The organism is Muriicola soli, from assembly GCF_004139715.1.
Lineage (GTDB): Bacteria > Bacteroidota > Bacteroidia > Flavobacteriales > Flavobacteriaceae > Muriicola > Muriicola soli.
Map to the genome: position 1 here is coordinate 2852232 of NZ_CP035544.1, position 16500 is coordinate 2868731.

The window sequence follows — 16500 nt, forward strand, 5'->3', positions numbered from 1 at the left end:
TGAGTTTTTATCGGGCAAAGGTAACCCAAAATCACTTTATTTCTAGTAGGTACAACGGCAATTACTAAGCCCCTGGAAAAGATCCACCCCCAAGGTAACAACGTGTGTACCCGTACTAAAACCGAGGATTTCATTTAAAATAACCTGGTATGAGTAGCCAAAGTAAAAATTACTCTTCTTAAGACCCATAATTGGGGCAATATACAGCGGACTTCCGATCTGGTCATTTAAAAAACGATAGGTAACTCCTGCGTAGTAGTAGTCCTCAAAATCGTACCAGCGAAATTTAACGTTTAGGTCAGTTACAGAACGCCCGTCGCTTTCAAACCATTGAAAGAATACAGAGGGTTCGATTTCTAATCGACTGTTTTTGTTCTTGGAATACCGATATCCGGAATAGACGTAATAATTCCGCAAGCGGTTAGGCTCAAAAACAGGATTAAAATTAGAAAGGTCTTTATCGAGAAGATTGGAAGCATTGAGACTAAAGTAAAATTTGTCCTTCCTGTAGAGCACACCTACGTCAAAATTGTGATTGGTAGTTGCCCGGTCGTCAGTGACATTGGGGTCTGGCCCGTCAAAATTCTCAATGTCAATCCTGAACTGGTTAAAATTATACGAGATTCCGAAAGACACGAATTCGTCGTCATATCGGTCTAGGGTTAGATGGTGAGCAAAAGAGAGTCTTGCCCCACGTTGCTTGGTCTCACCGTTACTATCGTTGTACAGCAGAATGCCCAGCCCCGACTTATTCCCAATTCTGGCATCAGCGGCAAGGGATTGTGTATCAGGAGCGTCCTCGATCCCCACCCATTGTGTGAGGCCGTTGATGCGCACCTTGATATGATCCCCGATCCCGGCATATGTTGGCGACATCACAAAAGGATTGTCTGCTAGATATTGAGAAAGCTGGGGCAGGGTGAGTTCCTGTCCCCTTGCGAACATCAAGCTCAACATTATTATTCCAAAAACAATCGACTTACGCATATTAGCTTCGGTTAAGTTCTCCTATCTGTAGAGCGTAAAATGGCCTACAAATTCTCTGTCATCTCTTTCTCCATTGAGCAGTACAATGTACCAGTAGTCGCCCGTAGGCAATTCAGATCCTTTGTACATTCCATCCCATCCGGTATGGTCTATCGCCATGACAGTGATCTCCCTACCATAACGGTCAAATATTTTGATTAGTATCTCTGGGAAGCCTTCCATGTTTCGGGGCAACCAAAGATCGTTCATTCCATCCCCGTCAGGGGTAAAGAAGTTGGGGATCTCAATGTCAATAAATTCCATAAAGATCTGGGCCTCCATTTCACATCCCAGACTGTCAACTACCCGCACAGTATGCGTTGCAGTTTCGGTGATGTAGTAAGTATTGTCCTCACCGTTATCGTCATCGTTAAAATAGAAAGTGTACGGTGGCGATCCGCCCGCTGCAATGGCAGTGATTTCATTGATATTGTTTTGTTCCAGAACAAGGGTAAGGGGCTCAAAACTATCGATTTCAAAATCAAGAGTAAGCACACAACCATTAGCATGTGAAATAGCTATATAATGTGATCCCGGCGCAATATTGGTAAAGTCGGGGTTCAATTGCATATCCATGGGATCCGTACTATCAAGAGCGTACATAATGGATCCAAGCACAGAAGGGTCATCCATAGTGATATTTACATAGTTGTCCGGAATATTACCCGTACACTCGTATACAGGCTCTACAACACCGTTTAGATTTACTCCTGGCTCTACTTCAATGATCACATTGGTTTCGCAATCCTGAGCGTCCCTGATAAAGACTACATAAGTACCCGCAGCCAGGTCTGAGTAAAAGAACTGGTCTTGCACAAAGGCCGAATCTACAGTAGTATTTAACGCCGTTCTGTAAGGTGCTGTACCTCCCGATACGTTAACGGTAATTGTACCATCTTCGCTGCCGATACAGATCTCGTCTTGTGCAGTGGCCGTTGCCATAACCGGCGCAGGCTCAGTGATGGTGAACTGGAATGGGATAAAACATCCGTTCACATCTTGTGCGATCACATCGTATACCCCAGGCGCAAGACGATCAAAATAATTAACCGTATCGAACTGGTTAAGGTTCGGTGAAATAGCATAGAGAATATTACCTGTTCCGCCAGACACCTCAACCGTGATGGTTCCGTCAGCTTCTCCGGCACAAGTTACGTTTGTAAATTCCTGAACATCTACCTGTAGCGGAACAGGGTCTGTAATCAAGATTTCATTGGTTACTTCCACACAATCCCCACTGGTTACCCTGATATAGTAACTACCGGCGTTAAGCCCACTGAAAGTACCGTCAGACTGAGGCCCTGAAAGCAGCACAGAAAGTGCAGCATCAGAGTACAATTCGTACTGGTAATTTCCTAGTCCGCCTGTAGCATTCGAAACAATGGTTGCCGTAGCTTCTCCCGTACAGTTGATCACAGCAGCACTGAGGTCTAGGTTGATCATCAGCGGCGGCACAGCATCAATACTAACCTGGTTACTGATATTCGCCTCACAACCGAAAGAATCCCTTACATAGTACTGGTATACACCCGCTCCAACGGAGAAGGTATGTGTATTTCCGCCAGACATAGGCGAAAACACCACATTGTCTGTACTGTATTCATAAGGTCCGTTTCCACCTGTAGCAGATAGTATGATCTGTGCATTATTGGTACAGGTTAACATGGAAGCCTCAATAAGATTGCTTTCCACATCAGAAGGTTCGCTGATGGTCACCTGAATGGTTTCCACATCGCAATTCCAACCGTCGGATACGGTAATGCTGTATATACCGGCACCCAGGTTGTCAAACACAGGACCGGTTTGTCCTCCACTGGTGAAGTCGATTACCGTTCCGGTGGGATCGTAATAATTCAATTGATATTGATATACACCCTGTCCACCAACAACATTGACAGCAGATACGGTTGCATTGGTATCGCCGTAACAAGTAAGCACAAGGGGCGCACCCGTAATATCTGCGGTAATAGGTGTAGGCTGAATCAGCGTAATGACATCATTTAACACACAACCTCCTGCATCAGTAATATCGACAGTGAAATTACCTGCTGAAAGCCCCGTAAAACTCTGACTGTTCACTCCCGCTACAGAATATACCTGTGAAGTAGTGGTATTTGTCAATACGATATCATAGGGGGCATATCCACCTGATGGATCCACCAGGATCTCTCCCTGGTCATTTGTACAAGTCACATTTGCTACTTCATTTACAACAGCCGCAAGCGGAGCACTTGGAGAAATGATTGTGATTATATTGCTGTCTTCAATACACAATGGAAGTGCCGTTTCTGTGATCCGCACAAAATAATTTCCTGCAGGAATACCGTTTATGGTCAGCGGATTTACAGCTGTATCCCCAACACCCGTAATACCTGTTGAGACAGCAGCACTCGTAAATACTTCATAAGAGTAGGTGCCGGAATATCCCGTAATATCAATTTCCAGCGCACCATTAGAGTCGCCAAAACAAACAACAGGCGCCGTTGCAGTAGCCACAACATCAATTAAGTCGTAAGCCATGATTTCGTAAGGAGCTGTATCTATATAGCAGCCCGTTGCATTATCCGTAATACGGAATACATAAGTGCCTACGGCACTAAGGTCGTATTCCGCGGTAGTATTGGTTGGAGTAGCTGTTTGGGTTGCATTCGGATTACCCAGAGGCAAGGCATCTACCGTGTAGGTATTAGCCGGATTGCCATCATCACTTATGGTGATTAATACCTGTTCCGGATTAGCACAGGAAATGGCAGTAACCTGACTTACAGCAGCCGTAAATACATTCAGGGGATCGATGGTCACCATTACTGTATCGGTACAACCATTATCATCTCTGACAGTAACGGTAATATTCTGTACAACTCCGGTATCATTGATGTTAAACGTATTGGAAGAGAAGAAATTAACCCCGTCAATACTGTACGAATAAGGTGCGGTACCATCGGAAGCCGTGGCCGTGATAACTGCTTGAGTTACACTGTTGTCTGCGGCACAAGCAAAAGCCGTGGCCGTAGCACCTAATGAGAGCACAACAGGCTCGTTGATAACGACGGCTTCAGTATGAGTACAATTCCTGTCTGAAGTAACGGTAATGTCGTAAGACCCGGCAATTAAGCCATTAAATATTGGGCTCGACTGAACCGTTGGAGGATTCACCCCATCATCTAAGGTATAGGTATATGGCGGATTGTCATTTGATGGGTCCAGACTTATGTTAATAGATCCATCACTACCACCAAAACAAGAAACATCTTCTTTGGAATAAGTAAAAGTAACCGGTGTTGGAACCTCAAGGGTGATTGGCGCCTGAGCATCACAACCAGACCCAGAGATATCGTAAACAATAGCGGTATAAGTGTCAGGAGCCAATCCCGTAAAGGTATTGGAAACCTGAGGCACCCCACCCGTAACGCTAACTCCGCCGCCGTCTAAAAGGTCGTATTCGTAACTACCGGATCCACCAGTAGCCGTTATGCTAATTTCACCATCATTTAGAGCACATGAAGGCTGCAGATCTACTTCCGGAGTAAGACTCAATGGAGGCAAGATCGTAATGGTATCGGTATCTGTACAACCATTGGCATCTCTAACCGTAACCGTGTAGGTACCTGCAGAAGACACAGTAATGGTAGAACTCGACTGGAATCCTGCTCCAATACTGTATTCAAGAGGCGCCACACCAGTACCAACAACGGTAAAAGTATATGAATTTCCGGTTGAGGTACACTGGTCTGTAGCATAAGCCGGGGCAGTTACTGTTGGTAACGGATCTTCATCTACCGTTACGGTAATGAAGGTATAACAGCCGTTAGTATCCTGAACATAAACATCATAGTCTGCCGGGTATACAGCGGGTGAAAGCGTTGCGCTGGCGCTTGCTGTGTAGTCTGCCGGAACAGGGATATTGCCTGTTGGCATAAAGGCATAGGTATACCCAGGCGTCCCACCAGCTCCCTGTACTGTAAGTTGAGCACCGATATTACAATTTGCATTGATATTTGACAATACAGAAACAGCAACCGGAGCACTTGGTGAGCCTATGGTTATTGTATTCGAAATATCGTCACAGAAAGGAGTGTCTGTTGCAATTACCTCAACGTAGAGGTTTCCTGCAGGCAGTCCTGAAATCGTTCTTGGGTTTACCGAAGTATCAGTTCCAATAACTCCTGTGATTGGCGTAGCTGTGTCATCAAAGATTTGGTAGGTATAGTTACCGAGGTAATTATTGACCTGAATAGACAATTCACCATCTGTATCACCAAAACAGGTAACCGGTGTCACTGCCGTGGCAACAGCTTCAATAAGATCATATGGGGCAATTGTATAAGGAGCAGATGTAAAGTAGCATCCTGTTACATTATCTGTTACCCTAAAGACGTAGTCTCCGGGGGCAGTCAGGATGAAATCAGAGGTATACACTCCGGCACCCGGGGATTGCGTTGGAACAGACCCAAGAGGAAGTAGATCAAAATCAAAATCACCTGACCCACCGGTAACAGTCACCCGCGCTGTTTCGTCATTTGAACAAGTAATTGCCGTGATCTGAGCAACAGACACATCGGTAATTGTTGGCATGGGGTTGATAGTGACCAGATCTGTATCTGTACAACCATTATTATCACGGATAGTCACGGTAATATTTTGGACAACTCCCGTATCGTTGATATTGAAGGTGTTGCTGCTGAAGAAATTAACGCCATCGATACTATAAGTGTACGGAGCAGTCCCATCAGAACCAACAGCAGTGATCACTGCCTGTGTAGGCGAATTGTTTACATTACAAGCAAAATCGGTTGCAGTAGCCGCAACATCCACCGGAAGCGGTTCTGTAATAGTTATCGCAACACGATCCTCACATAATCTGGAAGACCTAGTTAGTACTTCATAATCTCCTGCGGCGAGTCCGGTAAAGGTATTATTGGTCTGCGGTCCGGCCAGTAAGATCAGCCCTGTGCTATCGTATAATTCATAGACATAAGGCGGATTGTTCATACCCGGATCCAAAATAGCGGTTACAGAGCCATCGTTTGCTCCGGTACAAGAAACATTAGTCTGTGTAGTTGTGAACGAAACGGCGGCGGGAACTTCCAACTCGATGTTAACCGAGGCACCACATCCTGCAACAAGACCGTCATAGACATAAGCTGTATATAATCCCGGAGCAAGATTTATAAATAATGGAGAGGCTTGTGGTGGTCCCTGACTAACAGCCCCCAGGAATAGCTCATAGGTATAGACCCCGGAGCCACCGTAGGGCGTAAGTAGGATTCGTCCATCATTTGCAAAGCAATTTGGTTGTACCTGAGCTTCTGCCGACAGTGAGGCCGGCGGATAAATATCTACAGAAACTAAATTTCCACAATCGTTAGCGTCTTTAATTTCAAAGGTATAGCTACCGGAATTCAATCCTGTAAAGTCTACAAAATCACTTGCATTTGTAAGTGTGGTACTTTGAAAAGCGCCACCATTTACACTAATGTTATAAGGCCCTACACCCGCAACATCAAGTGTTACCCGGATGATAAACCCACCTTCGGGCGCAGCACATTGATTTAGGACTGCCGCAGAAATAACAGCTTCGGGGTCTGCAGCTATAACCACATCTAAAACCGGTGACATACACCCACTTGCATCCTGAGCATATACATCCCAGTCAGTATTGACTGCAGGGTCTAATTCTGCGTAGTTACTGGCGGTAAAGTCGCCCGCAACGGGCGCAACTCCATCTTGGACAAAGGCGTAGGTAAATGAACCCGTTCCACCACTTGCCAGGACAGTTACCTGAGCATCTTCATTACAATTAGCATTGTTATTGTCAACCAGATTCAGGCTTATCGGTGTAGGCTCGATAATTCTGAAGGGATAGGTGTTTGAACACTGGGTTCCACCAACCTCTTCAAAATACAAGACGTAATCTCCGGGAACAATGTCGTTAATAGTCACGGATCCGGTAGGACCTCCGGCAGGACCGGTGGCAGTTCCTGTATACACGCCCGGACCGGACGCAGGATTATTGGTTAGCGTCTCTAAAACGCTATAATTAATATCCGTCACTGTAGGATCAAAACCTTCTATCTGGAAGGTGATACTACCATTAGTGTCTCCGAAACACAATACATCGGTAACGGTAGGCGTAGCCACCACATCTATCGAGGAAAGTGTTGGAATAGTTTCTTCTACATAACTAGAGCAACCACTAACATTATCGATGGCCTGGAAAATATAGGTTTGTCCGGAATTTAATCCCGTAAAGGTTGCTATTTCTTCTAGCGGACCACCTGGTACTTCAGTAGTAGGCCCAATCGCTGTTCCGTAAATGGTAAAGGTATAATCCCCTGAACCTCCGTCAGCAGAAAGTTCTACTGTTCCTCCGGTAGGACAATCTACAATGGCCGTCCCGGCATTCAGGGTTAAGAACGGGTTGGCGCGAATCCTAACGGGGTTTTCGTAGTACTCACAACCATTGGCATCGATGATCCTTACGTAATAATCACCAAATAAAAGACCGTCAAAAGTAGCTGTCGTAGATGGGGTATTTACAATGGGGTTAGGCCCTGTTGTTGCAACGATATTATTTGAATTATCGTAAAGCGTATAGGTAAAGTTGGCCACGCCCCCACTGGTTATATTAATATCGATCCTTCCGGGAATATCTCCACCTACCCCACAGGAAACATCCGTAGGCACAACATTGGCATCGAATAGAGCTGGGTCTGTTAGGGTGACTGAGTCTGTATAGGTACAACCTTTATCATCTTGCACGGTGTAATTATAGGTTCCTGCAGACAGGCCGGTATACACAGTTTGTGCAGTGTATGGGGACCCGTCAAAACTTATCAAATAAGGCGAAATTCCAAAGTTGGGATCAACGTTTATTTCTACTATTCCATTGGTATCCCCATTACAGGTAGGATCAATAGCGGTCGCCGTCGCAACAGGATTTACTGCCGGTGTTACAGTAATTATATTCGATTCTGAAACACAACCCTGGTTATCAGTAACCCTGAATTGGTAAGTTCCTGCCACAGAGGTAGTATAGGGGAAGCCACCACCGTAAGCGACATATCCGGCGCTGTTGATATCAATTTCGTAAGTAAATGGCGCATAGCCAGGGCCTACGATAAGGTCGATTTCTGCATCTGGTGAGGCGGAGCAATCCAGATCTTTGTCCAGTACCGCATTCGACGTGAGTTCAGGTTCTATAGTGATCATAACATCATCACTACATCCATAGGAATCTAATACTGTAAAGGTGTAATTCCCGGGAATCAGATCGTTAAAAGTGTTCGATGTTTGTGTAGGCCCTCCGTTTATGCTGTAGAAATACGGGGATTGACCTCCGGTGGCGCCTACAACTATTGTAGCAAGGCTGGTAGAGGAATAGCACAAATCCGAAGAAGGGTCAATACTCGCTACCGGATTGGCCGGGGTAACAATATCAAAAGTGTCTGTAACGGTACATCCACCGGCATCAGTAACACTAATAGTATAGGTCCCCAATTGGGTTAGCCCAAAGAAACTATTGCTAGCCTGAGGCCCTAATACGCTGGTATCAGGCTGTTCCAACTCGTAAGTATATCCACCCCAGCCATCCGTGGCATTGATGGTTACACTGGCATCAGTGGAGCAGGTCAAAGGAGATACCACAAAAGTAAAGGCCAGTGGCAAGGCAGGCTCAGACACTGTAATCGTGTCGGTATCTGTACAATTGGTAGTCTCGTCGGTTACGACGATGGTGTAATTTCCGGCAGTAAGGCCCGTTAAATTGATGGTTGCGGCAGACTGTCCCGTAACCGAAGCCCCTCCGTTCACGGAATAAGCATACGTTGTTGAAAAGTCGCTAACAGCAAAATCTATAGCGCCATCAGCAGCCCCCACACAGGAAGCATTATTTACCAAAGAACCTGCTACCTGTACTTTATTTACCGGGTTCAGGGTATAGTTTTCATCGTAACTACAGCCATAGCTATCGGTTACCCGGAAGGTATAGGTGTCCGGGGCCAATCCCGTAAACACATTATTATTTCCGTTGTTTACAACTGCCAATGCCGGCGCAATAATTTCGTATGTAATCGCTCCGATTCCACCGGTTACGGTAAGCGTAATATCTGAGGTTTCCGCCGGGCAATTGGGAGGCGTAGCAGCAAAAGAAATATCAGTAGGCGGATCAAGTGGTGGCACTACGGCATTGGCGGTGACAAAAGTACAGCCATTGCTGTCCATTACGGTAATGGTATATGAACCATCGGTCAATCCTGTAAAGGTATTTGAGGCGCCAAAATTGATCCCGTCAATACTGTAAGTATAGCCCGGAGTACCTCCGGTCACATTTTGTGCTTCAATTGTTGCGGTTTGCACACAGGTATAAGTCTGTGTAATTACGGCATCCGCATTGATGGGGTTAGGATTTGTCAGTGTTACACTACCCGCGTAGGTACACTCCTTACTGTCCTGAACAATATAATTGTAGGTACCGGCAGCCAGGTTAGAATAAACAGTTTGATTAGACAATCCAGCTCCGTCAAAGTCGACCTGATAAGGCGGAGTTCCGAAATTTGTATCAATTAAGATTTCTACTGAACCGTCAGTAGCTCCGTCACAAGTTGGATCCGTAAAATTATGTGTCGCAACGGGGTTGGTAATAGGGTCTACAACTATGGTAGTTTGGGCGGTACATCCTTCATTATCAGTAATAAGGAAGGTAAAAGAACCGTCAACTGCTGTTGTATACGTAAAAGTATTTCCTACAACCGCCGTACTGGCTCCTCCATTTACCTGATACGAATAAGGAGCATAACCATCATTGATCGTAATGTCTATGACTGCATCGGGAGATACCGTACAATCGAGCTCTTTTGTCAAAACTCCGGTAACCGTAAGCTGGGGCTCAATAGTAACCGTATTTGAGGTAGCGGTACATCCAAAAGAATCAGTGACCACTACTGAATAAGCACCCGGAGTTAAATTGGCAAATACATTGGAGCTTTGGTTGGCCCCTCCATTAAGACTGTAAGAATAAGGAGCAATTCCACCACTTACATTCGCATTAAGGGTTACTCCTGTTGAAGGATTATAACACAGGTCTGTATCCGGATCCAGGGTAAGGGTTGGAATATCCGGGGCGGTAATTACAAACGTATCAGTAACAACGCAACCTTCAGAATCGGTTAGTGTTATTGTATAGGTTCCGGTCTGACTTAAGCCCGAAAAAACATTACTTCCTTGAGGGCCCACAACTGAGGTGTCGGGCTGTTCTAGCTCATAAGAATATCCACCCCATCCACCGCTTGCGGTGATGGTTGCAGAAGCATCTGAAGAACAGGTAAGAGGTGTTGTTGTAAAGGTAAACGAAAGTGCTGTTACGGGTTCACTTACCGTGATGGTATCTGTATCCGTACAGTTTGTAGTTTCATCAGTAACAATGATCGTATAGTCCCCAGCGGCAAGTCCGCTAAGGCTAACGGTATTAGCCGATTGGCCAGTTACTGCTGTACCTCCGTTAATTGTATAAGCATAAGTGCCGTTAAATCCACCAACATTATATTCGACTTCGCCATCAGATCCCCCAAAACATGTAACATTGCTTACTAGGGTTCCAGCAACCTGAATAGGCACAACAGGCGTAATGGTGTAATTTTCTTCATAAAAACAACCATTGGCATCTGTAACCCTAAAAGTATAGGTATCCGGACTCAACCCGGCAAATACATTATTGTTCCCATTATTTATAACCACAGGCGCGATCATGTCATAAGTAATAGCCCCTATACCACCGGTTACAGAGAGGGAAACATCAGAAGTTAAGGCAGGACAGTTTGGAGTTGTCGCAGAAAAGCTGATATCAGTCGGAACATCCAGTGGATTTACTACTACCGGATTCGTAACTAAAAGACATCCGTTAGCGTCTCTGACAGTTATTGTATATGTGCCATCTGTTAGGCCGGAGAATGTTTCCGCACCGGCACCTGAGACAAAATTCACCCCGTCTATACTATATTCATAAGGGGCTGTTCCTCCAGTAGTGCCCTGTGCTTCAATGATACCAAACTGAGTACAGCTATAGTCCTGAATCAACACAGCTGTTGATGTTACACCGTTTGTGGGCCCGGAAATGGTATAATCTTCGAAGAAATCACAGGAGGAACCTCCCTTTCTCTGGTTGAGGCGAACTGTATAATCACCCTGCGCCAGGCCTGTAAATACTCCGGAAGAATTATTTGCGATTTCAACTCCATTCTCATCTAGAAGAAAGAAAGTTAGCTGGTAACCATTTGTATTAGTTAGATTCCAGCTGATAGATCCATCCGCGGCGCCAAAACAAGTTTCGTCAATAACTGTAGTAGGGTCATATTCAATAGAAGGCACCAAAACTATGGTAACTGTATTTGAAATTGCAGAACAGTTGTTTTTGTCAACAACCACAAAGGTGTAGTCACCAGGGATTAAAACATCAAATATAACGCTGGTTTGAAACTCTGATGCAGGGATGTCATTTACCGTGGGATATGAAGTTACGGTATTGCCACTCTCATCTACAAAAGACCAAATTGCATAGACATGCGGAGTACGGCCACCGGTAGAATTCATTTGAATATTACCTTCCCTACAACTGATGTGTTGAGAGATGCTTGCCTCTAGGTCGAGATCTGACAGGTCATTTATTGTAACTTGTTCAGTATAATTACAGCCATCATCTGTAGTAATCAACACATCGTATACTCCATCATTTAAGTTGGCGAAGGTGTAATTGTTATCTGTACTTGGCCCGAAGGTGTCGACGGTAGTTCCTCCTTGGGATATTTCGTAATAGTATTGAGGTTCTACATCCAGGACTGAAATGGAAATTTCGCCAAGCCCGGAACAGTCGGTATCCCTGGTAGTGATATCTACCTGGAAATCACGGGTTAACACGCCGATGTTCTCCAATCTGAAAATGCATCCGCCCGTAACTCCCTGCTGGCGCATTTCTACGGTATAGGCTCCATTATTATTGATTGTAAAACTTGGGCCATTATTTGCGCTGTATGGTACCAGGATATTTCCATTGGTAGCATCTAGTAATTGATATTCGTAATCGACAGGCATATTGGTAACGGTGATGTTACCAGGAGAGGCACAGATAAGGTCTGTAACATTAGCCTGGGGATTAAGAGGGTTCTTAAAAATATTAAAGTAGAAACGGGTAAAACAACCGTTCTGATAGTTGATAATCAAACGATATTCCCCCGCATCAGAGGCGAGGAAGTTATTTCCATTCCCTACATTATTCCAGGTACAGCCCGAATTTTTATTCGCACAATCGGCTCCTGCTGAAGAACAACTGGCGGTATCGAGCTGCTCCCATTCAATGCTATCCGCATCAGGGATATTTATCTGAATTAATTCGGTATCATTAAGTCCGCACAAGAATACCTTGGGCAAGAGTTCACCATCATTAGGACAAGTGACCACTTCTCCCTCAACAGTGTTTGTTGGGTCATTGATCAGGTCAATGATAGGGTTCGTTTGGGTGGCCCCGAAGTTCTCTACGGTAATGATTTCCTGAAAACCTTTGCATGGATCTGCAACGATCTTATCCACAATATACATCCCGAGTTCCGTTACCAGTTGGGTACTGGGGTCTCCGTCAGGATCCCCGTCATCAATGATCGTATCCCCTGCATCAATCAATCCGTCCATATTTTCATCCCTGTACCATACGTAACTGTCAAAGTTATCCCCGGCGTCGAGCAGGACATCATCTCCACAGAGTTGAACGGTGCGGCTGTAGTCACAGCTTTCGAGGTCATCAAGCAGAAAGTTAGTTGCCCCCGGGGTAACAAATCCACAACTGTCGAAATCAGACACACTGGGGTCATCCGTGATCACGTTGTTATTGATCACGCCCTGATAGGTGGAATAGGCCTGGTTTGGAATCTGGTCCGTACAAGCATCGACAAAGTCGAAGCAGTTTTCAGCTACCTGTACCCGCATCCTGATTTCACTTATGGGGTCGCCATCTTCTACCAGATTGTCAGGTATGTTAAACAAAATTTCGTGGGCAACAGGGTCGTAAACATATGTAACTCCCGGAGGTAGAACCAGGTTGGATTCATCGATGGTTACATTAACCGGCAATACATCTCTTAGCACATAATTTGTAGCATCGTCATTCCCTGTATTCTGAAACGCCAACACATAATCCAGAAGCTGACCTAAATTAACTCCTTGGCCGGTGATGTCATTACCTGCAATATCCTCCACCGTTTTTTCAACAACGATATTAGGCTCAATAATTTCAATATTGAAGGAGTTAAAGAAGGGATAATATTGATCACCATTAGAGGTGAACCGAAGGGTTGCAGCGGTTTCAGCATTGGGTATTACTGTATTAAGCGGGTTGTTCAGAAAGAACATATCCGTATCATATCCGAGCGTATTCACGCTATTTGGAGTACGGTTGTTTGTTATCGCCCCGTTTAGAGTAATGTTACTATTAAAGAAATTATTGGACGGATTAACAGGATCGCTTATGTCAGTGAAAAATGGGTTACTCGCAGCCCTTATTCTCATTTGATCACCGGTAATTCGGTTGTCCCCCTCTAAAGCTGCTGCACCTATATGGGCATTTACAGGTCCTGCAGGGATCGTATTAAAACCGGTGTAATTAATGTCCACGGTAGGATTAGCACTTCGCACGCGGGCAAAACCGTCGAAAGTGGTGATTAGTTTTCCTGTAAGAGTCGGGTTTTCGTAAACGATAACTAAGGTCCATCCGGCAGCGGCACCACCACCAGGGGAAAGGGATCCCACCACAGAGCGTACGTTGGCTACGGTATAATCTCCCGAAGGATCTGCAAGGGCGGTAATCAACGGCGTTACGTCTGCATAACAGGCGTATGGGCTATTTTGTGTTACCGATGGATCGCCGCTGGTAAAGCCATCATAAAGCACCTGATCTGCTGTGATGTCTACATATGTGCCACTTCCGGGCAACATAAGTTTTACCTGGTTAAAATCGTTTTGTCTGTTAGTTCCCACAGCCTGCCCCGCCTGTTCACTGGGATAAGTGGCAGACCAATACAGGCCTGCGTACCTGATAAGGTTACAATTGGCATTGGGAAATGCAAAATTAGCCGAACTGGAACTGAAAGTAGTGGCATCGCTATCTACGTCGATATATTGCTGGTTGAGCCAGTCATTGTAGGTAGATGAATTGCCAGTTGCATTGTAGGGGTCTTCCGGTTCGGTATTACTGGTGCCTCCGTCGCGGTTTACGATATTGTTTGCAATAAAGGTCAGGTCACCCTTAATATTATTTTGATACCGAATGGTAAAAGGAGTAAATTCCTGACTATAGCCGAAATATGAAATAAGGGCTATACAGACAAGCAATAATTTTTGGGTAGAGTTCTGTTTCATTAAGCAATGAGATTTGGGGTGACGCGCATTATCCACATCTTATCCTCATAGGCGTCATTGAGTTTTGAGTAGTAGGTTATTAATGCGTTATTCCAGGAGTTGTGCTTTTTTAAATATACGTATCGGTATTTATTCTTTGGATTAACAAAGTAACTTGCACTTAAGCCTCTGGAATTAAGTAATCTAACGAATCTTTTAGCGTTGTTTGGATTGGCGAAGACATTGGCAATGATGTAGTAATCCGTGTTGCCTCCGTAAAGCCCGGGATCCTGATCTTCCGGGATATTTGCCGCTACCTTATCCTGAACAACCACATTTTTCTGCAGCACATCAGTTCCGAATTCGGAAGAGCGTTCTTTTATCTTATTGGCATTAGCCAGATATGTATCATTTCTGTACCTGTTTTGTACATTCATCACCCAAAGGTCACCTGTGTAATTACCACCGAGCTTAGTGCGGTACGCCTGCTCAGCTTCTTCCCAGCTGTCATAACGTTGCAGGTATACGTACTTCATTCCGTTTTCAGGGTTATCGATATAATTAGCAGGGAACCCTTCTTCAGTCATCGCGTCTACAAATTTGTTGAGGTAGTGCTCGTCTTTGTAAACATTGGCGACTACATAATACCCGTCCTGAACCCCTTCCAGGTCTCTGAACTTTCTGCTTTTTACCCCCGATGTAGACTGATTGGTTTTCCTTTTTACAGCTGAGGTCTGTACTTGTGCAACTGCATCCCTGCTTTGTTGTTTTTCAAGTACAGGCGTTTTGTCAGCCTGTTTCTTTACAGGCTTGTTAAATTCTTTAGGATCTGCTGTAGTTTGTGCTACAGCAGATTTATCATTGTTGATAAAGTACATTTCTTCAGCCCGTTGTTCCAGATCCGGCCTGTCACCGGAGGTCTCTCTTCGCACCATACGCATTACCCTTTCAAAGCGATCTTCCAGGTCTTTCTGTCGATTGCTTTCGATAGAATCCTGCCTGTACATAAGCTCTGCAAGAATGGCATCGTTTTCTGCCAGTCGGCGCTTGAGTTCCTGGATTTCCTCATCTTTATCGGTCAGGTTCTCATCGAGAAGATCTTCCGGATCTTCCTCATTCTGGGCAAGCATTTCTTCTGAATCTTCAAGCATTACCCTGTCTTCGGTGAGGTTTGGTGTAATTGAATACGCAAAGGAAAGTTCGTGGGTAACTCCAAAGTTGTCGAAGTTATTAGAAAGGCCTTTTTCCATGGTATAACCGATAGAAAGCCTTTTATTTAAGTTAAAACCAACTCCGGCAGAAGCCCCGTAAAAGCTGTCGTAACCCCCTTGAATCCAACCCAATTTTGGCAGGTCCAAGATGAGATTTCCCCCGAGGACAAAGTCGTCTTGTCCCACTTTTCTGGCCCGGGCCAGGGGCATAAGTCGGCCATTTTCTAAAATACCTGAAGCGTTTTCAAACTGATGGGTATATTGTAAGTGACCTGAAAATGTCTTGTCTTGAAAATCCGATACGGATTCCTGTGATTTCAGATTGTAGTCAAAAAGGTTTTCAGCAAAAAGACCAAAGTCGAACTTCCCATAAGACAGGTTGAATCCCGGTTGAAAGGACAAAAGGGATACATCCTGGAAACCGCCTAAAAGCGGATCCTCTTCCACGGGGTTAGCCCTATTCTCATCGAAACCACTGTTGTAATAAGATACGTTGGCACCGAAGGTGAAATTACTTTTGTCGCTTAACTTAATCCCGTAAGCGTAATTGGCAAGCACTCCATAATTACTTACAATTCCCTCTCGCTGAGTGTAAAGACTAAGGCCTAAACCTGTGCGGTCACCCATCCGTCCGCTGTAACTCAGGAAATATGTCTGGTTGTTATCGTCAAATGTAACCGACTGATTTCTGTGCAGGAGGTTGATGTACGACTTGTCTTCCCTTACTGTTGAAAAGGTCGGGTTGATTAAAAACCGATTGAACTTCAACAGGTTTTGCGAAGGCACATCATAGGTAATAAACGGATTGTCATCCTGAGCTTTTACACCCAGAAAGGCCATCACGCATACTATTACTAAGAGGATTATTCTTGGTTTCATTGGT

The 16500-nt window shown here is 44.9% G+C and carries 3 protein-coding genes; all 3 read right to left on the bottom strand.

Annotated features, from left to right (window positions below):
• Positions 1-42: 42 nt before the first annotated feature.
• Genes EQY75_RS13015 through EQY75_RS13025 form a run of 3 tightly spaced genes read right to left on the bottom strand, consistent with a single transcriptional unit; the run spans position 43 to position 16496 of the window.
• Positions 43-987: a PorP/SprF family type IX secretion system membrane protein gene (locus tag EQY75_RS13015; protein ID WP_129606535.1), complete on the bottom strand. Its 945-nt coding sequence runs from the start codon at positions 985-987 to the stop codon at positions 43-45.
• A gap of 21 nt (positions 988-1008) precedes the next feature.
• The gene (locus EQY75_RS13020) at positions 1009-14427 is read right to left on the bottom strand and encodes a T9SS type B sorting domain-containing protein (RefSeq protein WP_129606537.1); all 13419 of its coding nucleotides are present in this window, start codon (positions 14425-14427) and stop codon (positions 1009-1011) included.
• Positions 14427-16496 (bottom strand): PorP/SprF family type IX secretion system membrane protein, encoded by a 2070-nt coding sequence (locus tag EQY75_RS13025; protein ID WP_129606539.1) that lies wholly within the window; start codon positions 16494-16496, stop codon positions 14427-14429. Before EQY75_RS13025 ends, EQY75_RS13020 begins: the two co-directional genes overlap by 1 nt.
• Positions 16497-16500 lie beyond the last annotated feature (4 nt).